The 22,955-nt window shown below is 59.8% G+C and carries 16 protein-coding genes; 9 read left to right on the top strand and 7 right to left on the bottom strand.

What is annotated here, in order from left to right; genetic code table 11:
• Nucleotides 1-32: 32 nt before the first annotated feature.
• From AC4LE2_RS01710 to yccS, 4 genes are all read left to right on the top strand, one after another.
• On the top strand, nucleotides 33-1,775 hold the full coding sequence (locus tag AC4LE2_RS01710; protein WP_491823724.1) for a potassium/proton antiporter: 1,743 nt from the start codon (nucleotides 33-35) through the stop codon (nucleotides 1,773-1,775).
• 172 nt (nucleotides 1,776-1,947) lie between these two features.
• Entirely contained in the window at nucleotides 1,948-5,262 is a 3,315-nt protein-coding gene (gene mscK, locus AC4LE2_RS01705) for a mechanosensitive channel MscK (RefSeq protein ID WP_491823722.1), read from the top strand.
• A gap of 38 nt (nucleotides 5,263-5,300) precedes the next feature.
• On the top strand, nucleotides 5,301-6,764 hold the full coding sequence (gene selO, locus AC4LE2_RS01700) for a protein adenylyltransferase SelO (protein ID WP_491823720.1): 1,464 nt from the start codon (nucleotides 5,301-5,303) through the stop codon (nucleotides 6,762-6,764).
• A 95-nt stretch (nucleotides 6,765-6,859) separates the two neighbouring features.
• Nucleotides 6,860-9,061: a YccS family putative transporter gene (yccS, locus tag AC4LE2_RS01695; RefSeq protein ID WP_491823718.1), complete on the top strand. Its 2,202-nt coding sequence runs from the start codon at nucleotides 6,860-6,862 to the stop codon at nucleotides 9,059-9,061.
• Between the two features lie 10 nt (nucleotides 9,062-9,071).
• Here the strand turns inward: yccS and AC4LE2_RS01690 are convergent, their stop codons facing one another.
• Entirely contained in the window at nucleotides 9,072-11,189 is a 2,118-nt protein-coding gene (locus AC4LE2_RS01690) for a putative bifunctional diguanylate cyclase/phosphodiesterase (RefSeq protein ID WP_491823716.1), read from the bottom strand.
• Nucleotides 11,190-11,520: 331 nt separating this feature from the next.
• Here AC4LE2_RS01690 and AC4LE2_RS01685 point away from each other — a divergent pair, with 331 nt between their 5' ends.
• Complete coding sequence (locus AC4LE2_RS01685; RefSeq protein WP_491823714.1) at nucleotides 11,521-12,213, top strand: polysaccharide lyase family 7 protein; 693 nt, start codon at nucleotides 11,521-11,523, stop codon at nucleotides 12,211-12,213.
• 64 nt (nucleotides 12,214-12,277) lie between these two features.
• Here the strand turns inward: AC4LE2_RS01685 and fba are convergent, their stop codons facing one another.
• The 6 genes from fba to tkt all read right to left on the bottom strand — a co-directional run bounded on the left by fba (nucleotide 12,278) and on the right by tkt (nucleotide 18,315).
• Nucleotides 12,278-13,342 carry a class II fructose-bisphosphate aldolase gene (fba, locus tag AC4LE2_RS01680; protein ID WP_491823712.1) on the bottom strand — a complete coding sequence of 355 codons (1,065 nt, stop codon included), beginning with the start codon at nucleotides 13,340-13,342 and terminating at the stop codon, nucleotides 12,278-12,280.
• A gap of 173 nt (nucleotides 13,343-13,515) precedes the next feature.
• Nucleotides 13,516-13,716: a putative periplasmic lipoprotein gene (locus tag AC4LE2_RS01675; protein ID WP_491823711.1), complete on the bottom strand. Its 201-nt coding sequence runs from the start codon at nucleotides 13,714-13,716 to the stop codon at nucleotides 13,516-13,518.
• A 61-nt stretch (nucleotides 13,717-13,777) separates the two neighbouring features.
• On the bottom strand, nucleotides 13,778-14,005 hold the full coding sequence (locus tag AC4LE2_RS01670) for a hypothetical protein (RefSeq protein ID WP_491823710.1): 228 nt from the start codon (nucleotides 14,003-14,005) through the stop codon (nucleotides 13,778-13,780).
• A gap of 5 nt (nucleotides 14,006-14,010) precedes the next feature.
• Nucleotides 14,011-15,174 carry a phosphoglycerate kinase gene (locus AC4LE2_RS01665; protein ID WP_491823708.1) on the bottom strand — a complete coding sequence of 388 codons (1,164 nt, stop codon included), beginning with the start codon at nucleotides 15,172-15,174 and terminating at the stop codon, nucleotides 14,011-14,013.
• Nucleotides 15,175-15,177: 3 nt separating this feature from the next.
• A complete protein-coding gene (epd, locus tag AC4LE2_RS01660) occupies nucleotides 15,178-16,242 on the bottom strand; it encodes an erythrose-4-phosphate dehydrogenase (RefSeq protein WP_491823706.1) in 1,065 nt (354 codons plus the stop codon).
• 75 nt (nucleotides 16,243-16,317) lie between these two features.
• Nucleotides 16,318-18,315, bottom strand: a complete 1,998-nt coding sequence (gene tkt / locus AC4LE2_RS01655) for a transketolase (RefSeq protein ID WP_491823705.1) — start codon at nucleotides 18,313-18,315, stop codon at nucleotides 16,318-16,320.
• A gap of 184 nt (nucleotides 18,316-18,499) precedes the next feature.
• Between tkt and AC4LE2_RS01650 the strand changes: the two genes are divergently transcribed.
• From AC4LE2_RS01650 to AC4LE2_RS01635, 4 genes are all read left to right on the top strand, one after another.
• The gene (locus AC4LE2_RS01650) at nucleotides 18,500-19,495 is read left to right on the top strand and encodes an ArsR/SmtB family transcription factor (RefSeq protein ID WP_491823703.1); all 996 of its coding nucleotides are present in this window, start codon (nucleotides 18,500-18,502) and stop codon (nucleotides 19,493-19,495) included.
• Nucleotides 19,496-19,515: 20 nt separating this feature from the next.
• Nucleotides 19,516-20,706 carry a methionine adenosyltransferase gene (metK, locus tag AC4LE2_RS01645; RefSeq protein ID WP_491823702.1) on the top strand — a complete coding sequence of 397 codons (1,191 nt, stop codon included), beginning with the start codon at nucleotides 19,516-19,518 and terminating at the stop codon, nucleotides 20,704-20,706.
• Nucleotides 20,707-20,801: 95 nt separating this feature from the next.
• On the top strand, nucleotides 20,802-22,562 hold the full coding sequence (gene ligB / locus AC4LE2_RS01640; protein ID WP_491823700.1) for an NAD-dependent DNA ligase LigB: 1,761 nt from the start codon (nucleotides 20,802-20,804) through the stop codon (nucleotides 22,560-22,562).
• On the top strand, nucleotides 22,559-22,954 hold the full coding sequence (locus AC4LE2_RS01635; RefSeq protein ID WP_491823699.1) for a DUF1090 domain-containing protein: 396 nt from the start codon (nucleotides 22,559-22,561) through the stop codon (nucleotides 22,952-22,954). The genes ligB and AC4LE2_RS01635 overlap by 4 nt, the downstream gene beginning before the upstream one ends.
• Nucleotide 22,955 lies beyond the last annotated feature (1 nt).

The raw sequence follows: 22,955 nt of genomic DNA, 5'->3' as shown, positions 1-22,955 counted from the left end.
AACCCCTGTATTTGAAAAACGGAGTACTGCCTTTGGATGCCTCAACCATCAACAGCCTGTTTCTCATCGGCGCGTTGCTGGTCAGTGCGAGTATTCTGGTGAGCTCGCTATCATCCCGACTGGGTATTCCCATCCTGGTCATCATCCTGGGCGTCGGCATGGTTGCGGGCGTCGATGGGGCGGGCCTGGTCTTTGATAACTACCCCACAGCCTATCTGGTAGGCAACCTGGCACTGGCAGTCATTCTGCTGGATGGCGGCTTGCGTACCCGCGTCGCCAGTTTCCGAGTCGCCCTGTGGCCAGCGCTATCCCTGGCCACGGTAGGGGTAATGATCACCACGGGGCTCACCGGTATGGTGGCGGCCTGGCTGTTCAACCTGAGCCTTATGCAAGGCCTGCTGATCGGGGCAATCGTCGGCTCGACGGATGCCGCCGCCGTGTTTTCGCTGCTTGGCGGCAAAGGGCTGAACGAGCGGGTCACCGCTACACTGGAAATCGAGTCCGGTAGCAATGACCCCATGGCGGTCTTCCTGACCGTGACCCTGATCGACATGCTGGCCAGCGGTGAAACCGGTTTCCACTGGAGCCTGCTGCTTCACCTGGGTCAGGAATTCGGTATCGGCGCATTGCTGGGCTTGGGCGGCGGCTGGTTGATGCTGTACCTGGTGAACCGCATCAACCTGGCACATGGCTTGTACGCGATCCTGGTCATCAGCGGCGGCCTGGCGGTGTTTGCGCTTACCAACGCCCTGCACGGCAGCGGCTTCCTGGCGGTTTATCTGTGCGGCCTGGTGATGGGTAACCGGCCTATCCGTAGCCGACACAGCATCCTGCACATGCTCGACGGCATGGCCTGGCTCGCACAGATTGGCATGTTCCTGGTGCTTGGCCTCTTGGTTACGCCCCATGAATTGCTACCTATCGCCCTACCCGCGCTTGCCCTCGCGTTGTGGATGATCCTGATTGCCCGCCCCTTGTCGGTAGCGGTGGGCCTGATCCCCTTCAAAGCGTTCCACGGCCGTGAAAAGGTCTTCATCAGCTGGGTGGGGCTGCGTGGCGCGGTGCCGATCATTCTTGCGGTGTTCCCGCTGATGGCGGGCTTGCCCCAGGCACAGCTGTATTTCAACCTGGCGTTCTTCATCGTGCTGGTGTCCTTGTTGGTACAGGGCACGAGCCTGCCCTGGGTGGCCCGCCTGCTCAAGGTAACGGTTCCGCCAGATCCGGCGCCTATTTCACGCTCGGCCCTGGAGGTGCATCACACCAGTGAGTGGGAGCTGTTCGTGTACCGCCTGGGCCAGGAAAAGTGGTGCATAGGCGCAGCGCTGCGTGAACTCAAAATGCCGAAAGGCACACGCATCGCGGCGTTGTTCCGTAACGAACAGTTGCTTCACCCGTCCGGGAGTACCGTGCTGGAAGTGAACGACATGCTCTGCGTGATCGGTCACGAACACGACCTGCCCGCCTTGGGCAAGCTCTTCAGCCAAGCACCGCAGCGTGGGCTGGACCTGCGGTTCTTCGGTGACTTCGTACTGGAAGGCGATGCCGAGCTGGGCGCAGTGGCCGCGCTCTACGGCCTGCAACTGGAAGGGGAAGACCCGCAAACCACCCTGGGCCGTTTTATCAGCCACAAGGTCGGCGGCGCACCCGTGGTGGGGGACCAGGTGGAGTGGAACAGCACGCTGTGGACGGTCGCGCTCATGGACGCAAACCGTATCGCCAAGGTGGGGGTGCGCTTCCCCGAAGGCAGCAAACCGGGGCCGGCGCTGTTCCTGTAACTCACCGCTAAGCCGTAGGTAGAAGCCAGGGGCGCTACGCACCTTCTGCCAGGGGGTCAACCGTAGAGCAGCCCCTGGGCCGTGTTTCGACGCACGGGTAAACATATCCCTGACACCTCGGCCCGCTAAGCCCGTAAAATGCCGGGCTTAGCCAATCGACTGTCTCTTTACCATGCCTACCCTGCGCACTCTGCTATGTACTCTTCTGCTGGGGCTTTCCATACCCCACGCCTTCGTGCCTCAGGCCTTTGCCGCCGATGCGCCAACACCTGACTCCGTACAGCAAAGCCTGGACCACATTGCCGACCGCAAGCTGTCCGACGCCGATCAGAAAGCGCTTGAGCAGGTCTTGGAACAGACGCTCACCTTCCTTACCACCAAAGCCCAGCACGAGCAGCAGTTAACGGCAGTCAAGCAGCAGATCGCAGAGGCCCCTCGGCAAACCACAGACAACCAGCGCGAGCTTGACCGCCTCAAGGCCACACACCCCTTACCGCTCGCTCAGCGTTACGCCAGCCAGAGCGTGCCTCAGCTGGAGCAGTTACTCACCGACCGCAGCGCTCAACAAAGCACACTGCAAAAAGCCCTGGGCGATGCCAATACGCTGACTATCTCAGCGCAAACCCGCCCAGAACGCGCTCAAACCGAAATCGCCACGGCTCAAACACGTATCCAGCAGATCAACGCGCTGCTCAAGGCAGGCAAGGACAGCGGCAAAGCCATTGGCGCGGATTTGCGCAACCAGTATGTGGCCGAGCAAGGCGCGCTCGCGGCGCTGATTGCGCTGCGTCGCCAGGAGCTGGCCGGTAATAGCCTGTTGCAGGACTTGGGCAATAGCCAACACGACCTGCTCAGCGAGAAGACCAACCGCCTGGCCCAAGACATCCAAGACCTGCAATCGCTGATCAACCAAAAGCGCCTGGCTCAATCCCAGCAAACAGTCACCCAGCAGTCCCTGGAAGCGCAAAAGGCAGGTAACAGCAGCCTGCTCACCACCGAAAGCGCCACCAACGTGAGGCTGTCTGACTACCTGTTGCGCAGTACGGACGAACTCAACGAGCTGACCCAGCGCAACCTGCGCACCCGCCAGCAGCTCGACACCCTTACCCAGGCCGATCAAGCCCTGGACGAACAGATCAGCGTACTCAAAGGCAGCCTGTTGCTGTCCAAGATTCTCTACACCCAAAAGCAGGCCCTGCCGGCACTGAAGGTGGATCGCAACCTCGCCGACAAGATTGCGGATATCCGCCTTTATCAGTTCGAAGTCAGCCAGCAGCGCGAGGCCTTGAGCAACCCAGGGGCCTATGTCGAGACCCTGATCAACGCGCACCCCGAAGAAAACGCCACACCGCAGTTGCGCAAGTCGCTATTGGACATCGCCTTGACCCGCGCAGACCTGCTGGAGCGCTTGAACCGCGAACTCAGCGCGTTGCTCAATGAATCCATCACCCTGCAATTGAACCAAAAACAGCTGCTCGATACCGCTCAAGGGCTACGCGCGACCTTGGACGAGCAGATGTTCTGGATCCCCAGCAACCGCCCTCTGGACATTGAATGGTTGAGCAACCTGCCCCGCCGCCTGGCCACGCAGGTCACGACGCTCCCTTGGGCGTCGAGCGTGAAGGAGCTCAGTGATGGCTTGATGCAGCGGCCCTTGTTGTTCCTGCCTTTACTGTTGGCGATCGGCGCGTTGCTGTGGCGACGCAAGTACCTCTACGAAAAGCTCAACCAGATGCACCGCAACGTGGGGCATTTCCGTCGTGACCGGCAATGGAATACCCCGGTGGCTATCCTGGCCAACGTGCTGCTGGCCATGCCTGTGGCCTTGGCGTTGGCGGTCTGCGGCATCGCCTTGCAGATCGATGCGCGGGGCCAGAACTTAAGCCTGGGGTCCGCCTTGCTACAGATGGCCAAGGCCTGGCTTACCTTCTATACCGCCTATCGCATCCTGGCGCCCGGTGGCGTGGCAGAGCTGCACTTCCGTTGGGAAAAAGCCCAGGTGGCCTTCCTTCAAGGCTGGGCCAAGCGGCTGGGCATTGTCGTCATGGCGTTGGTTGCCGTGGTGGCCGTGGCTGAATTGCAACCGTCTGGCCTCGCCGAAGACACTCTGGGCATCCTGGTGGTGCTGACCTGCTTCGGGCTGATGGCCTGGCTGCTGAGCCGGCTGGTGCTGTCCAGCCCTACCCACCGCAACGCCTCACTGTTCCGCAAGCTGATCGCCGTACTGTTCACCCTGTTGCCCGTCGGGCTGTTCCTGGCCGTGTGCTTTGGCTATTACTACACCGCCCTCAAACTGACCGACCGGTTGATCGCCACGCTATACCTGATGATGTTCTGGCTTGTCATCGAGGCGGCGTTCGTGCGCGGCTTGAGTGTTGCGGCGCGGCGCCTGGCGTATAACCGGGCGCTGAGTAAGCGGCAGGCGGCAAAGGAAAACGGCGGCGACCCGGAAACCCTGGTAGAAGAGCCAACCCTGGACATCGACCAGGTCAACCAGCAGTCACTGCGGTTGATTCGCCTGGTACTGCTGGGCAGTTTCCTGGGTGCGCTGTACTGGGTATGGTCAGACCTCATCAGCGTGTTCGCGTACCTCGACAACATCACCCTGTACGAGTACACCAGCGGCACGGGTACCAGCATGAGCATGGTGCCGATCAGCCTGGGGGATCTACTGGGTGCGCTGGTGATTATCGGTATCACCTTCGTGTTGGCGGGTAACCTGCCGGGCCTGCTCGAAGTGTTCGTGCTGTCCAAGCTCAACCTGGCCCAGGGCAGTGCCTACGCCACTACTACACTACTGTCCTACACCATCGCAGGCGTGGGTTTCGTGACCACGCTTTCCACCCTGGGGGTAAGTTGGGACAAGCTCCAGTGGCTAGTAGCTGCTTTGTCGGTAGGCTTGGGCTTTGGCATGCAGGAGATTTTCGCCAACTTCATTTCAGGGATCATGATCCTGTTCGAGCGGCCGGTACGCATCGGAGACACCATCACTATTGGTACGCTCTCAGGTACCGTGAGCAAGATACGCATCCGCGCCACTACCATTACGGACTTTGACCGCAAGGACATTATTGTCCCGAATAAAACCTTCATCACCGGGCAGCTCATCAACTGGTCGCTGACCGATACCGTGACCCGTGTCACCTTGAAGATCGGCGTGGACTACGGCTCGGACCTGGACGTGGTACGCACGCTCCTGTTACAGGCCGCCAGCGAAAACCCCCGCGTGCTCAAAGAGCCAGAGCCTCTGGTGTATTTCCTGGCTTTCGGTGAAAGCAGCCTGGACCATGAGTTGCGCATGCATGTGCGCGACCTTGGCGACCGCAACCCCGCGCTGGATGAAATCAACCGGTTCATCAACCGGGAGTTCAAGAAGCACGGCGTGGCCATCTCGTTCCGCCAGTTGGAGGTCCACCTGAAAAACCCCGAAGGGTTCGAGCAGTTCCTGGGCGGCAGGGCACATCCCGATCAAACCGATCCGGCTTGAGGGGGTCCACCCTTTATCACGCACCCGCGGGAGGCCCCATGAAAGCGCTGGACGAACTCGAACTCGATAACCGCTTTGCCCGGTTGGGCGACGCCTTTTCAATCGAGGTAACCCCGGAGCCCATAGAAGCGCCACGGGTGGTGGTTGCCAGCGAGCGCGCCATGGCACTGCTCGACCTAGACCCTGCCGAAGCAGGCACTGCGCTGTTTGCCGAAGTGTTCAGCGGCCATAAGTTGTGGGCTGAGGCCGAGCCGCGTGCCATGGTGTATTCCGGTCACCAGTTCGGCCATTACACGCCGCAACTCGGGGACGGGCGTGGGCTGCTGTTAGGGGAAGTGGTCAACGACGCTGGCGAGCACTGGGACCTGCACCTCAAAGGCGCCGGGCAAACCCCATGGTCACGCATGGGGGACGGGCGGGCGGTGTTGCGTTCCTCCATCAGGGAGTTTCTCGCCTCCGAAGCCCTCCACGCCTTGGGCATTCCTACTACTCGCGCCCTGTGTGTGATCGGCTCCGATACACCGGTGTGGCGAGAGCAGCAGGAGCGGGCCGCGATGTTGGTACGCTTGTCGCCCAGTCATGTACGCTTTGGGCACTTCGAGTACTTCTACTACACCCGCCAGCCGGAACTGCACAAGCAACTGGCCGACTATGTGGTCGCTGAACACTTCCCTGAATGCCAAAACGCTGAACAACCTTACCTGGCGATGTTCCGCACCGTGGTCGAGCGTACCGCAGAAATGATAGCCAAGTGGCAAGCGTACGGCTTTTGCCACGGCGTAATGAATACCGACAACATGTCGATCCTGGGTGTGACGTTCGATTTCGGCCCTTATGCGTTTCTGGATGATTTCGATGCTCGGTTCATCTGTAACCACTCCGACCATCAAGGCCGCTATGCCTACAGCAATCAGGTGCCCGTAGCGCATTGGAACCTCAGCGCCCTGGCTCAAGCCCTCACTCCGCTCATTGAGGTGGCCGCGCTGCAAGAAGCAATGGCGCTGTACCTGCCACTGTTCCAGGCCCATTACCTCGACTTGATGAGGCGCCGCCTGGGCCTTACCACGGCTGACGAGCAAGACCAGGCCTTGGTGGAGCAATTGCTGCAGGTCATGCAATCCAGCGCCGTGGATTACAACCTGTTCTTCCGCCGATTGGGTGAGCAGCCAGCACAGGTTGCGCTCGCCACGCTGCGTGACGAATTTGTGGACCTCGCAGGCTTCGATGCCTGGGCCACGCGCTATCGGGCCCGCCTGGCTCAGCAGCCTGCACAGGAAGAGCATGAACGCCGTGCCAGCATGAACGCCGTTAACCCGCTGTACGTGCTTCGTAATTACCTGGCCCAGAACGCTATCGAAGCCGCACAGGCAGGGGATTACGACGAGGTTCGCCGGTTGCATGCCGTGTTGTCGCGCCCCTTCGAGGAACAGCCGGGAATGGAGGGGTACGCCCAACGGCCGCCTGATTGGGGCAAGCATCTGGAAATCAGCTGTTCGTCCTAGCGGTGGCCGCCTGGCTGATGATTCCCTGCAAACAGGGATTCCTGTGGCAGGGCTCTGCTGTATGATCGGCTGATCAGAACCAGGCCCTACCTTCCATGGCTTTGAAACCGTTCGGGAATACGCTTCGACGCCTCTGGGCGCGGGATAAATTCAGCTACAGCGTGCGTGTTTTCATCGCGCTAACCGGAAGCATGGCCCTGTGTTGGTCACAGAACCAACTGCACATGCTTATCCCGTTATTCCTAGGGATCATCGCCAGTGCCCTGGCCGAGACGGACGACAACTGGCAAGGTCGCCTCACCGCGTTGCTGGTCACGCTGGTGTGCTTTAGTGTTGCGGCCTTCTCGGTCGAATTGCTGTTCCCCTACCCTATTCTCTTCGTAACCTCCATGGCCGTGGCGAGCTTCGCCCTTACCATGCTGGGGGCGCTAGGCGAGCGTTATGGTGCAATTGCCTACGCAACACTGATTCTGTCCGTTTACACCATGATCGGCGTAGACCAACGCGGTGGAGAGCTGACCAGCTATTGGCATGAGCCGGCGCTGCTGGTAGCGGGTGCTGCGTGGTATGGCGTGTTGTCCGTACTGTGGCAGGCGCTGTTCTCGAACCAGCCGGTGCAACAAGGGCTGGCACGGGTATTTCGTGAGCTGGGGCTGTACCTCAAGATCAAATCCTCGCTTTTCGAGCCCGTGCGCGGCCTTGATGTAGAAGCGAGGCGCCTGGAGCTTGCACGGCAGAACGGGCGCGTCGTGGCAGCGCTGAATGTTTCGAAGGAAATCATTTTCAACCGGGTAGGCAGCTCACGCCCAGGCTCCAAAGTCAGTCGCTACCTGAAGCTGTACTTTTTGGCGCAGGATATTCACGAGCGCGCCAGCTCAAGCCACTACCCCTATAACGCCTTGTCAGAAGCGTTCTTCCACAGTGATGTGCTGTTCCGCTGCCAACGGCTATTGCGCCAGCAAGGCAGTGCCTGCCAGCGGTTATCGGAAACCCTGCAACTTCGCCAACCCTTTGTGTATGACGCGACCTTCGCCGAAGCGTTGGGCGACCTGGATGCCTCGCTGGAACACCTGCGCATTCAGAGCAACCCCGCCTGGAAAGGCTTGCTGCGCTCGCTGCGAGCATTGGCCACGAACCTGGGCACTCTCGATCGCCTACTCAGCGATGCCAGCAACCCCGACACCCTGGCCGAAGCCACAGACAGTAGCCTGCTTGATCGCTCACCACGTAGCCTCAAGGATGTCTGGGTGAGGCTGCGCCAGCACCTTACCCCTACGTCGCTGTTGTTCCGTCATGCCCTGCGCCTGCCGCTGGCATTGACGGTGGGCTATGTGATGGTGCACTTGATCCACCCCAGCCAAGGGTACTGGATCATCCTGACCACACTGTTCGTGTGCCAGCCCAGCTATGGGGCCACCCGGCGCAAACTTGGCCAGCGCATCATCGGTACCGCCATCGGGCTTACCGTGGGCTGGGCACTGTTCGACCTCTTTCCAAGCCCCGTGGTGCAGTCACTGTTTGCAGTCGTGGCGGGCCTGGTGTTCTTCGTCAATCGCACCACGCGCTACACCCTGGCCACCGCAGCGATTACCCTGATGATCCTGTTCTGCTTCAACCAGACCGGTAACAGCTATGGGCTATTTCTGCCACGGCTGTTCGATACGTTGCTGGGCAGCCTGATCGCGGGGCTGGCGGTGTTCCTGTTCTTGCCTGATTGGCAGGGGCGGCGCCTAAACAAGGTACTTGCGAACACCCTGAGCTGTAACAGCGCCTATCTTCGACAAATCCTGCGTCAGTACGCCGAGGGCAAACGAGACGACCTGACGTACCGGCTGGCGCGGCGTAACGCTCACAACGCGGATGCTGCCTTGTCCACAACACTGGCCAACATGCTGTTGGAGCCGGGCCATTTTCGTAAAGAAGCAGACGCCGGTTTCCGGTTCCTGGTGCTGTCCCATACCCTCCTCAGCTACCTCTCGGGGCTGGGTGCGCACCGTGGTGCCAGCCTGCCTGAGGAAGTTCGTGAAACGTTGGTGGTAGGCGTGGGCGATCAGCTAGTAGCCAGCCTGGAGGAGATCGCGCAGGGCTTGGCAGAACGGAGCAGCGTGGTGGTACACAGCGAGCCTGAACAGGCATTGGCCGAGCAGTTGGAACACATGCCCGAGGAGCTGGACGAGAGCCAACGCTTGGTGCAAGCCCAACTGGCCCTGATCGCACGTCAGCTAGCGCCGCTGCGCACAATGGCCGCGCACCTGGCTCAGCCTAGGTTGGCAACCGCCAAGGCACCAGGTTTATAGGCCTCGGCGCTTACGCAAAGGCCCACGGGTAGGGCTGCGCAAACGCAGTCGCATCTTCTGCCGTCAGCGGGTGAGCAACCACGAAGCCTTGGATATATTCACAGCCGTTGTCGGCCAGCCAGCGGAACTGTTCCTCGTTCTCTACGCCTTCGGCAATCACCGTAATGGAGAACTGCCGGCACAAGTCGATGATTGCCCGGGCGATACCGGCGTCACGAACGGAATGCGGCAACCTGGCAATCAACTGACGATCGAGCTTAAGGGTATCAATGGGCAGGTCCCTAAGGATCTGCAGCGAACAATGCTCCCAGCCAAAATCATCCAGTGCCACCCGTACACCTAACCCGCGCAGGAATGACAGTTGCCGACGAGTTTCGCCCAGGTTGTGCAAGAGGGAAGGCTCCACCACCTCTATTTCCAGCTGCTGGGGTATCAAGCCGTTGCTGGAGAGCGCGTATTGCAGCTCGGTGACCAAGTTGGGCATGCTGAACTGTGCATTGCTCAAGCTGATGCTCATCACTAGCTGGTCATCGAAACGCTCACGCCAAAGGCGACGCTGGTTCGCGCCTTCCTGATAAATCCATGAGGTAAGCCGGCTGATCAACCGAGCCTCCTCCAACAAAGGGATGAACAGCCCGGGCGGCACGTCACCTACACTTGGATGCTGCCAACGTAACAACGCCTCGAAGCCACGCACGCTGCCATCCGCCACGCGCACCTGAGGCTGATACACCAGCGAGAACTCTTTGTGCTTGATGGCCGCCGAGACGCTTTCTTCCAGCAACAGGCGCGAGCGCGCACGCACGTTCAGGTCTTGGTCGTAATAGCGGTACTGCTGCTTGCCAGCCTGCTTGGCTGCGTACATGGCGATGTCTGCGGCCCGCAACAAATGGTCCAGGTTGACACCGCATTCAGGGTAGGTCGCGATCCCGATACTCACACCCAGCGTGACTTCAAGGCCGTCGATCTGGGTACAACTGCGCATTCGCTCAAGGATTTTCTCAGCCACCTTAGCCGCCTGCTCAGGGTAATCCAGGGTATCGAGCAAGGCGGTAAACTCATCGCCACCAATGCGCCCAATGATGTCATAGGGGCGCAGCAGCTCTTTGAGCTGAGTGGCTACCCAGCGCAATACCCGGTCGCCTGCATCATGCCCGTGGGTATCATTGATGCGCTTGAAGCCGTCCATGTCCAGGTACAGCAGCGCCTGACTTTTTTCGGGGCGCTCATTGCGTACCAGAGCGCTTTCAACGGTTTGGTAAAACCCACGCCGGTTCAGCAGCCCGGTCAGGGGGTCGGTAACGGCCTGGAATTCCAGTTGCTGATGCAGGTTGCGCACCACGGACATGTCCTGAACCGTGAGCACCATGGCTTTTTCGCTGGCCAGCGGCGCGCAGGACAGCGAGACCGGCAGAGACTGGCCCGCGTAGGTACGCAGAAACGCATCATGGACCCGATGAATGTCGCGCAAGGTGTAGGCGCGGAAGAACTCTGACTCGTGCCAGCTCGTAACGTGGGGTTTTTCAATGAAATCGAGCAGGCGCGCGCTCTGCAATTCGTCGATGGTCGCGCCCAGCAATCGCGAGATGGCCGGGTTGGCGAAACGTATATTGCCTATTTCATCAATTACCAAAATGCCTTCAGCGGCATTGTCCAGCACCGAGGCATTGAAAGCCCTTGCTGTTTCGAGATCGCGTGTAAGGCGTTGCAGTTCTCGGCGGCTGCGCTGTTGCTCCAGGATCGCCTGGACCTTGGGCTTGAGTATGTCTGGGTCAATGGGCTTGAACAGATAGTCCACTGCCCCATTGGCATAGCCTTTAAGCACGGCGGCATCAGACTGCTCATTGGCCGTAAGAAAAATGATCGGCGTAAGCCGCGTGCGCTGGCTGCCCTTCATCAACCGGGCCACTTCAAACCCATCCATACCCGGCATTTGTACGTCAAGCAACACCAAGTCGACTTCTTGCTGCAACAGCAGCCCCAGCGCTTCGACGCCAGACGCTGCGGTAAGCACACGCCAATCCTGGCGCTCCAGCAACGCCCGCATGCTTAGAAGATTTTCTGAGTAATCGTCCACCACAAGGATGGTTGATCGGTCTTCAGTAGGTTTTGTGGTTGCGCGATCCATGCTACTTCTCATCTACAGGGTGGCCACAGGCCAGCATTCGCTGGATCTGTGGTAAGTGACACTCTAGCCCCGGTTTTATTGCCTGGCGCAACGGCAAAAGTTCAAAACCAGTGTTTAGCCGACGAATGGCGGTTTGCTGAAACGCTGCAAATCAAAGGGTTATGTATTGCCGACAAGTGGTTGACGCCAAAGGGATGGCGTAAAAGTTCCGCGCATGTATCTTTATTTTCATACAAGGGTAGGCCGCCCTTAGAAGCCTGGGACGTTCCAGGCGCCGCAATATTAGTTGGCCATCAACTTCTCTTCGGCATTTGCAGTCAGGTAAACGACCATGATCGACTTATCAACCTGGAACCTCAGCATCCCTGTTGGCTCGCCTGCTGTTACTATCGACACTCCGATACTTCTCAAAGGTTACACCGATAAATATTTCCATGCTGACACCAATACGTTGTTTTTCTGGGCCCCTGTAACCGGCAGCACCACGAAAAGCGCCAAGTACCCACGTAGCGAACTACGTGAAACCAACGCCGATGGTTCTTTACGCAATTGGAAATACACAGCGGCGGACAATTACCTGCGCGCCAGCCTAACGGTTAATCAGGTGCCGTCCAGTGGGAAGGTAGTGATTGGCCAGATTCACCAGAATGGCAGCAACGAGCCGCTGATCAAGCTGGAGTATCAATACAAAACGGGTAGCAAGACCGGCAATATCGTGGCCAAGCTCAGGGCGTCGCCTGCTCAGGAAGAACCAACGGTTATCCCGATTGGTGGCGGGGTGAAGTTGAACAGTACATTCGACTACACCATTCACCTTGATCAAAACGGTACGCTGACTGTGAATGCCGCCAGCTACCAGTGGAGCATAGCGCTGGATTCAGACTGGAAAACCAAGGACTTGTACTTCAAGGCCGGCGCCTATGTACAAGACAATGCTGGCAGTGCCACGGAAGGTGGCCAGGTAACCTTTAACAAACTTGCCATTAACCATGAGGCAAGCGAGCAACGAAGCGCAGCACGGTAATATAAGGGACGCAAAAAAACGGGTAGGGTTTTAGAACCACTACCCGTTTTTTTATTGCAAAGGCTTAGTTCACCTTGGCGGCCAACTCGCCTTTAGCGTAACGCTGGAACATAACTTCCAGTGACATTGGCTTGATCTTGGAAGCCTGCCCCGCAGTGCCAAAGGCTTCATAGCGGTCGATACACACGTCACGCATGGCAGTCACGGTGTGGCCCAGGTATTTACGTGGGTCGAACTCGCTAGGGTGTTGCGCCATGAAGCGGCGAATAGCCCCTGTAGAGGCCAGCCGCAGGTCGGTGTCGATGTTGACTTTACGTACACCGTACTTGATGCCTTCGACGATTTCTTCGACCGGCACACCGTAGGTTTCTTTAATGTCGCCGCCAAACTCGTTGATGATTGCCAGCCAGTCTTGCGGAACAGAAGAAGAGCCGTGCATCACCAGATGGGTATTGGGGATGCGCTTGTGAATTTCCTTGATGCGGTCAATGGCCAGCACGTCACCGGTAGGCGGCTTAGTGAACTTGTAGGCGCCGTGGCTGGTACCAATGGCGATAGCCAACGCGTCCACCTGGGTTTTTTTGACGAAGTCTGCAGCTTCTTCCGGGTCAGTCAGCATTTGGCTGTGGTCCAGCGTGCCTTCAGCGCCTACACCGTCTTCTTCGCCGGCCTGGCCGGTTTCCAGGGAACCCAGGCAACCCAACTCGCCCTCTACCGATACGCCGCACGCATGAGCGAAGGCTACGGTTTGCTGGGTAACGCGAACGTTATAGTCGTAATCCGACGGCGTTTTGCCGTCTTCCTTCAACGAGCCGTCCATCATGACCGAGCTGAAGCCCAACTGGATGGAGCGCTGGCAGATATCAGGGCTGGTGCCGTGGTCCTGGTGCATGACCACCGGGATGTGTGGAAACTCCTCGACCGCTGCCAGGATCAAGTGGCGTAGGAACGGTGCGCCGGCGTACTTACGGGCGCCGGCCGAAGCCTGCACGATCACCGGCGAATCGGTTTTGTCGGCCGCTTCCATGATCGCGCGCATTTGCTCAAGGTTGTTCACGTTGAACGCTGGAACGCCGTAGCCGAATTCGGCGGCGTGGTCCAGCAATTGGCGCAAGCTAATCAGTGCCATGGTGTGTTTCTCTCCCGGTCCAGGGTCGTTAAAAGGTGCAAGCGCGGCTGTGGACAGCCGCCCTACAAGCTAATCACGGGCCATCATAGGGCCCTTGTCCATCCACGGGGTTTACGACCCCGGCCGATCCATTCTGCCCAACGGCTGGCCATTACACTGCCATGCCGGGGTTACTACGACCCGCAATTCTGCAAATTGTTGCTGTTACTAGTCGGATCGCCCGTCGCATTGGTTTGAACGCGCTGATCGTTCTGGTTGCTCGGCAGGTCTACCGGCGCCGGTGTGAATACTTCACAGGCGCTGCGCCCGCCACCGAACATCGAGCAACCGCTTAATACAAACGTAATACAGGCCAAGGCCAAGGTGCGCTTCATAGGGACTCCATTCATGAACCGGGAATACTCCCTAAAGACCACCCAGGCCCGGGTTCGTTGCCTAAGGGCAGCCGTCACTGCCGTCTGTTTCATACGCCTCAAGCGCCTCTTGCCCCTGGCGCTTGTTGATGACGGGCACGGTTTGCGCCTGCCAGCGAGCCAACGCGCATTCCGGCCCTGGGGCAGCCTCTGCCCTGTCAGGCTCACGCGCAGGCTCGCCACTGGCAGGCGTGTGGCCACAACCCGCCAAGCCACAGGCCAGCAGTAGTGCAAGCGCCGCGCGGTACATGCCGATTAGCCCTTGGCCCGCTGTTCGAGCATTTCAACCGCTGGCAGTACTTTCCCTTCCACGAACTCCAGGAAGGCGCCACCGCCGGTGGAAATGTAGGAAATCTTATCGGCTACCTTGTATTTGTCGATGGCAGCCAAGGTATCGCCCCCACCGGCAATGGAGAAGGCCGAGCTTTGAGCGATACCTTGGGCCAGCGCCTTGGTGCCGTTGCCAAACTGGTCGAACTCGAACACCCCTACCGGGCCGTTCCACAGGATAGTGCCAGCCTTCTTCAGCAATTCGGCAAACTGAGCAGCGGTCTTAGGGCCGATGTCCAAGATCATGTCGTCGTCAGCCACCTCATCCGACGCCTTAACGGTCGCTTGCGCGGTTTCAGCGAATTCCTTGGCGACCACTACATCCACCGGCAGTGGCACGCTGACTTTACTGGCAATGGCTCTGGCAGTATCGAGCAGGTCCGGCTCATACAGCGACTTACCGACCTTGTAGCCTGCGGCAGCCAGGAAGGTATTAGCGATACCACCGCCAACGATCAGTTGGCTGCATACCGCGCTCAAGCTATTGAGCACGTCCAGCTTGGTGGACACCTTGGACCCTGCAACGATAGCGACCATGGGTTGCGCCGGGATTTTCAAAGCCTTGCCCAAAGCGTCAAGCTCAGCAGCAAGCAGCGGGCCGGCAGCGGCCACCTTGGCAAACTTGGCTACACCGTGGGTCGAGCCTTCGGCGCGGTGGGCAGTGCCGAACGCGTCCATCACGAAGACGTCACACAGCGCGGCGTACTGCTGGGCCAGCTCGTCGGTGTTTTTCTTTTCGCCCTTGTTGAAACGGACATTTTCAAACAGCACCACTTTACCTGGCTCGACCGTAACCCCGCCCAGGTAATCGGTCACCAGTGGCACGTCCTGGCCCAAGGCCCTGCTCAGGTAATCTGCCACCGGTTGGAGGCTGTTTTCCGAGGAGTGCTCACCTTCCACCGGCCGCCCCAGGTGTGAACACACCATGACGGCGGCGCCTTTTTCCAACGCCATCTTGATCGTTGGCAGGGATGCGACAATGCGGGCATCGCTGCTTACCTCGCCATCCTTGATCGGAACGTTCAGGTCTTCGCGGATCAGTACACGCTTGCCTTGCAGGTCCAAGTCGCTCATTTTCAACACGGTCATGTGTCAGTCCTTAGGCGTATTCGTTTTTGTAGTAGCGATGTCGAGAAAATGCCCCGCAACATCGAGCATTCGATTGGCAAAACCCCACTCGTTGTCAAACCAGGCCAGCAGGTTCACTAGCCGTGGGCCAGAGACCCGTGTCTGACTGGCGTCCACGATGGCCGAATGTGGGTCGTGATTGAAATCACAACTAGCGTGAGGCAGCTCCGTATAGGCCAGTAAGCCTCGCAAAGGCCCACCTGCCGCGGCTTCTCGCAGCACCCGATTGACCTCTTGCGCATCGGTATCGCGAGCGGTCTGCAAGGTGATGTCGAGGCAAGACACATTGACAGTGGGAACGCGCACTGCTTTGGCCTGAATTCGGCCCGCAAGTTCCGGGAGCAGGCGCTCGATGCCCCGCGCTAGCCCGGTGGAGACCGGGATTACCGATTGAAAGGCCGAGCGCGTGCGACGCAGGTCTTCGTGATGATAAGCATCGATCACCGGCTGATCGTTCATGGCCGAGTGAATGGTCGTAATGGAGGCGTACTCGATGCCAAAGGCTGCATCGAGCAGGCGCAGCAAAGGCACCGCGCAGTTGGTAGTACAGGAGGCGTTGGAGATCAGGCGCTCGGTCCCCGCCAGATGGTGCTGGTTGATGCCATACACCACGGTGGCGTCTACATCCGCCTCACTGGCCATAGGCTGCGAAAACAGCACCCTGGGCGCACCGGCAGCCAGAAAGCGCTCCCCGTCAGCGCGGGTGTTCCAGGCGCCGGAGCATTCCATGATGAGGTCCACTTCAAGGCTGGCCCAATTCACGCCTTCGGGCGTTGCGCTGCGCAGCACGCGTAAACGGTCCCCGTTGATGGATAAACAGCCATCGACCATGCGCACGTCACCGGGGAAGCGGCCATGCGTGGAGTCGAAGCGGGTCAGGTATTCAAGGCTGGCGAGGTCGGCCAAGTCATTGAGCGCGACCACCTCGATGCCAGCGCGGTCTTGCCGCTCGTACAGCGCGCGCAAGACGCACCGGCCGATACGGCCATAACCATTGAGGGCAACCCGATAAGGGCGGGATAGAGACATGGCGCGGTACACACCTTAAAGAGGCCGGCACGGCCAGGGTGAGCCATTGGCGCCCCCCCTGGCCGTGCGGCGGTGTCAGTCTTCCAGCAGCTCGTTGGCGATACCGACGATGTTGTCCACGGTGAAGCCAAACTCCTCGAACAACGCAGGGGCGGGGGCAGACTCGCCGAAGGTGGTCATGCCCACGATGCGCCCTTCCAGGCCAACGTACTTGTACCAGAAGTCCGCATGGGCCGCTTCGATGGCAATACGTGCAGTGACTTCAAGCGGCAGTACTGCCTGCTTGTAGCTTGGCTCCTGGGCGTCGAACACGCTCGTACTCGGCATGGACACGACACGCACCTTACGCCCGCTGGCCGTTAGCGCATCCGCCGCCTGCACGGCCAGGCCCACTTCCGAGCCGGTAGCGATCAGGATCAACTCAGGCTCGCCCGCGCAATCTTTCAGGATGTACCCGCCCTTGGCCACATCGGCCAGTTGCTGGGCATCGCGCGGCTGATGGGTAAGGTTTTGGCGCGAGAAGATCAGTGCCGACGGGCCGTCGTTGCGCTCAAGCGCGTACTTCCAGGCAATGGCCGATTCCACCGCATCCGAAGGCCGCCAGGTGTCCAGGTTCGGCGTACCGCGCAGGCTGGCTAACTGCTCGATAGGCTGGTGGGTAGGGCCGTCTTCGCCCAGCCCGATGGAGTCGTGGGTGAAGACATAGAGCACACGCTTTTTCATCAGCGAGGACATGCGCACGGCATTGCGGGCGTATTCCATGAAGATGAGGAAGGTAGCGCCGTAGGGCACGAAGCCGCCGTGCAAGGCGATACCGTTCATGATGGCGCTCATGCCAAACTCGCGCACGCCGTAGTACAGGTAGTTGCCTGCCGCGTCATCCGCGCTGATGCCTTTGCAGCCTTTCCACAGCGTGAGGTTGGAGCCCGCCAGGTCGGCGGAACCCCCTAGTAGCTCAGGCAGCAGAGGGCCGAAGGCGTTGAGGGTATTCTGGCTGGCCTTGCGGCTGGCAATGGTTTCGCCCTTGGCAACCACACTCGCGATATAGGCGTCGGCCTTGGCGGAAAAGTCGGCGGGCAGCTCGCCACTCATGCGACGGATCAGCTCATTGGCGAGGTCCGGGTGCGCGGCGGAATAGGCCGCAAAGCGCTGGTCCCACTCGGCTTCAGCGGCCATGCCCTTCTCACGGCAGCTCCACTCGTCGTAGATGTCCTGCGGGACTTCGAACGGGGCATGGTTCCACTTCAACGCAGCGCGGGTGAGGGCGATTTCGTCATTGCCCAAAGGCGCGCCGTGGCACTCTTCCTTGCCTTGCTTATTGGGCGAACCAAAGCCGATGGTGGTCTTGCAGCAGATCAGGGTGGGCTGAGCGCTTTTGCGTGCAGTTTCGATGGCTGTTTTGATTTCGTCCGCGTCATGACCGTCGACGTTGCGGATCACCTGCCAGCCATAGGCTTCGAAGCGCTTGGGGGTGTCGTCGTTGAACCAGCCTTCCACCTCACCGTCGATGGAAATGCCGTTGTCATCGTAGAACGCAATGAGCTTGCCCAAGCCAAGGGTGCCAGCCAGCGAGCACACTTCATGGGAAATGCCTTCCATCATGCAGCCATCGCCGAGGAACACATAGGTGTTGTGGTCGACGATTTTATGATCGGGGCGGTTGAACTGCGCGGCCAGGGCTTTTTCGGCGATGGCAAAGCCTACCGCGTTCGCCAGGCCCTGCCCCAAAGGGCCGGTGGTGGTTTCGACGCCAGGGGTATAGCCATACTCAGGGTGGCCCGGGGTGCGGCTGTGCAGTTGGCGGAAGTTTTTAAGGTCGTCGATGGACAAGTCATAGCCGGTGAGGTGCAGCAGCGAATACACCAGCATCGAACCGTGACCGTTGGACATCACGAAGCGGTCGCGGTCCACGAAGGCTGGGTTGGCCGGGTTGTGCTTGAGCACATCGCGCCACAACACTTCGGCGATATCGGCCATTCCCATCGGGGCGCCGGGATGGCCGCTGTTGGCTTTTTGCACGGCATCCATGCTGAGGGCACGAATAGCGTTGGCACGCTCACGACGGCTAGGCATCGCTGATCTCCACTGACAATGATGAAACTGCAAAGGCGGCATTTTCGCTGATGACTGGGTATGCGGCAATGGAAGAACACGTGCATCGCAGTATTTCGGCCTCGGCCCGCAACGACTTCCAATATCAAAACTTTTTGATATTACCCTTGCGGGCTATCTGGGCGCCGTCTAGACTCCGGCCCCTATGAGTCTGCGCATCCCCTCCACCCGTCATGAACCCTCTGACACCCTGGCCAGCCTGTGCAAAGCCGGGGGCGATCCGCTGCGCCTGAACGTATTACGTGCATTGGCCAGCGATTCGTTCGGAGTGCTGGAGCTGGCGCAGATCTTCGATATCGGCCAATCCGGCATGAGCCATCACCTGAAGGTACTGGCCCAGGCAGGCTTGGTTGCCACGCGCCGAGAAGGCAACGCAATCTTTTACCGTCGCGCGCTGCCAGCCGACCACCGTTTGGGCGGGCGCCTGCACGGCGCACTGCTGGAGGAAGCCGACGGCCTTGCATTGCCTATCGACGCCCAGCAACGCATGGCCAAGGTGCAGCGCCAGCGCGCCGCAACCAGCCAAGTGTTTTTTTCCAAGGTCGCGGACCGATTCCGCGCCCAGCAAGACCTGATCGCCGGGCTGCCCCAGTATCGGGACAGCCTGTTGGCACTGCTTGACACTCTGGTGATCGGGCCTGGGGCCAGCGCCATTGAGGTAGGGCCGGGCGATGGCGGTTTCTTGCCTGACCTCGCTCGCCGCTTCGCCAAGGTGACGGCTATCGATAACAGCCCGGAGATGCTCGCGCTGGCTGCACGCTTATGCCAGGAACAGGCCTTGGCCAACGTGGAGTTAACCCTGGGCGATGCGCTTACCGAGCGCCCCCTTGGCGCCGAGTGTGTGGTGCTGAACATGGTGCTGCACCACTTCAGCGACCCGCCACATGCCATGAAACAGCTCGCTGCCCAGGTGAACCCTGGTGGCAGCCTGCTGGTCACCGAGTTGTGCAGCCACGACCAGGATTGGGCCAGGACGGCCTGCGGAGATCTCTGGTTAGGCTTTGAACAGGAAGAACTGGCCCGCTGGGCCACCGCTGCGGGGCTGTGCCCCGGGGATGGCCTGTACCTAGGCCTGCGTAACGGTTTCCAGATACAGGTTCGCCACTTCCGGCGACCGGCTGGCGACACTCACCATCGGTAATTTTTCAGGAAGCCGTCGAGATGAGCGAATATTCCCTTTTCACCTCCGAGTCCGTGTCCGAAGGGCATCCGGACAAAATCGCCGACCAGATTTCCGATGCGGTGCTGGACGCGATCATCGCTGAAGACAAACACGCCCGGGTGGCGTGCGAAACCTTGGTAAAAACCGGCGTTGCAATCATTGCCGGCGAAGTGACCACATCGGCCTGGGTCGATCTGGAAGAAATCGTCCGCAAGGTCATCATCGACATCGGCTACAACAGCTCTGAAGTAGGGTTTGACGGCGCAACCTGCGCGGTGATGAACATCATCGGCAAGCAGTCCGTGGACATCGCCCAAGGCGTCGATCGCAGCAAGCCAGAAGACCAGGGCGCCGGTGACCAGGGCCTGATGTTCGGCTACGCCAGCAACGAAACCGACGTGCTGATGCCCGCGCCTATCCGTTTTTCTCACGCGCTGGTAGAGCGCCAGGCTGAAGCCCGCAAATCAGGCTTGCTGCCCTGGCTGCGCCCGGATGCCAAGTCGCAGGTAACCTGCAGCTACGAAAACGGCCGCGTGGTGGGCATCGATGCGGTGGTGTTGTCGACCCAGCACAACCCTGAAGTGAAATACAGCGACCTGCGTGAAGCGGTGATGGAGCTGATCGTCAAGCACAGCCTGCCGGCCGAGCTGCTGCACAAAGACACGCAGTACCACATCAACCCTACCGGTAACTTCATCATCGGTGGCCCGGTGGGCGACTGTGGCCTCACGGGCCGCAAGATCATCGTCGACACCTATGGCGGCATGGCGCGCCACGGTGGCGGTGCGTTCTCCGGCAAGGACCCGTCCAAGGTGGACCGTTCCGCGGCCTACGCCGGGCGTTACGTTGCCAAGAACATCGTGGCCGCCGGCCTGGCTGACCGCTGCGAGATCCAGGTGTCCTACGCTATTGGTGTGGCGCAGCCTACGTCCATCTCGCTGAACACCTTCGGGACCGGCAAGCTGTCGGATGAAAAAATCATCCAGCTGGTACGCGAGCACTTCGACCTGCGGCCTTACGCAATCACCCGCATGCTCGACCTGCTGCACCCGATGTACCAAGCCACTGCTGCCTATGGCCACTTCGGCCGTAACCCCTACGAAATGACCGTGGGTGGCGACACCTTTACGGCCTTTACCTGGGAGCGTACTGATCGCGCTGACGCGCTGAAGGCTGCGGCTGGGTTGTGATCTCGCCGGTGCTGTAATACTCGGAAAAAGCCTCCTGCGCACAGGAGGCTTTTTTCGCTCTAGGCTTGCGCTTCCCTCTTCCAGGCGCAGCCAACATGCTCGTCACGCGGCTACTTGCTCGATTCTCCTTCGCGGCCACCCTAGTGTTTTCGCCGTTTCTATGGGCCTGCCCCGAATGGTCTCTCGAACAGGCCAGGGCAAACCTCGAGGCCCTGCAAAAGCAGGTGGACGAATGGAACCTGGCCTATCACCGCGATGGCCTGTCGCTCATTTCTGATGAACTCTACGACCAGGCCGAGCGCCGCTTGCATGGCTGGCGCCTGTGCTACCCCAACGCCGCCCAGCCCTTGGTAGATGCACAAGCGATGCCCAGTGGTGCGCAGGCCCACCCCGTGGCGCACACAGGGGTGGGTAAGCTGGCTGACGAAAACGCGGCACGCGCGTGGCTGGCCAACCGCGAAGACGTGTGGGTTCAACCCAAGGTCGATGGCGTGGCGGTCACGTTGATTTACGAAAAAGGGCATTTTACGAGCGCCATCAGCCGTGGCGACGGGTTGCGCGGCCAGGACTGGACGCCTAACGCTTTGAAAATTCCTGGCATTCCTCGCCGCCTGCCAGAACCGGTTAACCTGCACCTTCAAGGCGAAATCTACCTGCACCTCGACAGCCATGTACAAGCACAGGCTGGAGGGAGAAACGCGCGGAGCCAGGTTGCGGGCATGATGGCGCGGCGAGACTTAACCTCTGAAGAAGCTACCCATTTGGGCTTCTTCCCCTGGGAGTGGCCCGAGGGGCCGCCAACCCAGGAGGAGCGCCTGGCCCGGCTGGCCGATCTGGGGTTCGCTGCGCCTCAACACTACAGCCACAAAATCAGTGGCTTCGAAGACGCCAGCGCCTGGCGTGACCATTGGTACAACAGCCCCCTGCCCTTCGCGACCGACGGGATCATTCTGCGTGACAGCCGCCGCCCCGAGGCGAGCCGCTGGAAGGCGCAAACGCCGTATTGGATTACCGCCTGGAAATACCCTTGGCAAAGCGCGCTGGCCGACGTGCGAGACGTGACCTTCGAAATAGGCCGTACCGGGCGCGTTACGCCTGTGCTGGAATTGCACCCGGTGCGCCTGGATGACCGTACGGTAAAGCGCGTGAGCCTCGGTTCGGTACGTCGCTGGCAGGCGCTGGACGTACAACCGGGTGACCAAGTGGCGTTGGCCTTGGCTGGCCTCACCATTCCTCAAGTGGACGAGGTGATTTGGCGCAACCCTGTGCGTGAGCCGGTGGTGCCCCCGCCACCAGCCCGTTATACGCCGCTTACATGCTGGCAACCTGAGCCGGGCTGCCGCAGCCAGTACCTGGCACGGTTGCAATGGATGAGCAGCCAAAACGGGCTGGGTATGCCGCACATAGGCAAGGGCGCCTGGAGCCGGCTGCTGGACGCCGGTTTACTACCAGAGCTGCACAGCTGGCTCAGTTTGGACGAAGCCACATTGGCGAGCGTCAATGGCATCGGCCCGCTTTCTGCCCAGCGCATTGCCCAGCAGTTTGCTGTGGCTCGGAAAAAACCTTTTAAGAATTGGCTTAAAGCGATGAGCGCACCGCCTTTTGGAAAGGCGGATATTCCAGCCAACTGGAGCCTGCTAGCGTCGCGAACCGAAGCTCAATGGGCCAATGAAACCAGTGTCGGCAAGGGGCGTGCGGCGCAATGGGTAGCGTTCTTTCAACACCCCCCAGCGTGGCGTATGGCCAAGGCGCTGCATGATTTACGCGTAGAGGGCTTCATTGAAGGGTTTGAACTTCCCCCTCACTTCCGTTCCAATAGCCCCGAACCCAGTGCAACCCCCTTGGAGAACTCATGAAAGCTTTGCTCACCCTGGCCCTACTTGTCGGTGCAATGGCCCAACCGGCTTTTGCCGCAGAGCCGGTGGAAGGCACCGAGCTCAAGGGCTGCGCGGCGAAGGAGCAAGACCTGCAAAACAAGATCGCCAAGGCCAGCGAGGCGGGTAACAAAGCTCAACTGGAAGGGCTAGAGATTGCCAGGGGCGAGCTGCAAACCAATTGCACGGACGAACGCCTCCAAAAAGAGCGGGAATCCAAAGTGCTGGATGCCAAGCGTGAAGTCAGCGAACGCCAGGCCGACCTCGACAAGGCCATGAAAAAAGGCGACCCCGAGAAGATCGACAAGCGCAAGGAGAAGCTGGCCGAGGCCCGCAAGGAGTTACAAGAGGCAGTGGACGAGCTCGACCAGTAAG

The organism is Pseudomonas sp. 9.3L (genome assembly GCF_058536285.1).
This window is presented reverse-complemented; position numbering and strand designations above follow the sequence as displayed.

What these genes read in the sequence shown, in the direction of transcription:
- yccS (WP_491823718.1), top strand. Translation starts at nt 6,860, where the DNA reads ATGGCTTTGAAACCGTTCGGGAATACGCTTCGACGCCTCTGGGCGCGG.
- AC4LE2_RS01670 (WP_491823710.1), bottom strand. Translation starts at nt 14,005, where the DNA reads ATGTACCGCGCGGCGCTTGCACTACTGCTGGCCTGTGGCTTGGCGGGT.
- AC4LE2_RS01665 (WP_491823708.1), bottom strand. Translation starts at nt 15,174, where the DNA reads ATGACCGTGTTGAAAATGAGCGACTTGGACCTGCAAGGCAAGCGTGTA.
- selO (WP_491823720.1), top strand. Translation starts at nt 5,301, where the DNA reads ATGAAAGCGCTGGACGAACTCGAACTCGATAACCGCTTTGCCCGGTTG.
- AC4LE2_RS01675 (WP_491823711.1), bottom strand. Translation starts at nt 13,716, where the DNA reads ATGAAGCGCACCTTGGCCTTGGCCTGTATTACGTTTGTATTAAGCGGT.
- AC4LE2_RS01685 (WP_491823714.1), top strand. Translation starts at nt 11,521, where the DNA reads ATGATCGACTTATCAACCTGGAACCTCAGCATCCCTGTTGGCTCGCCT.
- fba (WP_491823712.1), bottom strand. Translation starts at nt 13,342, where the DNA reads ATGGCACTGATTAGCTTGCGCCAATTGCTGGACCACGCCGCCGAATTC.
- mscK (WP_491823722.1), top strand. Translation starts at nt 1,948, where the DNA reads ATGCCTACCCTGCGCACTCTGCTATGTACTCTTCTGCTGGGGCTTTCC.
- AC4LE2_RS01690 (WP_491823716.1), bottom strand. Translation starts at nt 11,189, where the DNA reads ATGGATCGCGCAACCACAAAACCTACTGAAGACCGATCAACCATCCTT.
- AC4LE2_RS01650 (WP_491823703.1), top strand. Translation starts at nt 18,500, where the DNA reads ATGAGTCTGCGCATCCCCTCCACCCGTCATGAACCCTCTGACACCCTG.
- metK (WP_491823702.1), top strand. Translation starts at nt 19,516, where the DNA reads ATGAGCGAATATTCCCTTTTCACCTCCGAGTCCGTGTCCGAAGGGCAT.
- ligB (WP_491823700.1), top strand. Translation starts at nt 20,802, where the DNA reads ATGCTCGTCACGCGGCTACTTGCTCGATTCTCCTTCGCGGCCACCCTA.
- epd (WP_491823706.1), bottom strand. Translation starts at nt 16,242, where the DNA reads ATGTCTCTATCCCGCCCTTATCGGGTTGCCCTCAATGGTTATGGCCGT.
- tkt (WP_491823705.1), bottom strand. Translation starts at nt 18,315, where the DNA reads ATGCCTAGCCGTCGTGAGCGTGCCAACGCTATTCGTGCCCTCAGCATG.
- AC4LE2_RS01635 (WP_491823699.1), top strand. Translation starts at nt 22,559, where the DNA reads ATGAAAGCTTTGCTCACCCTGGCCCTACTTGTCGGTGCAATGGCCCAA.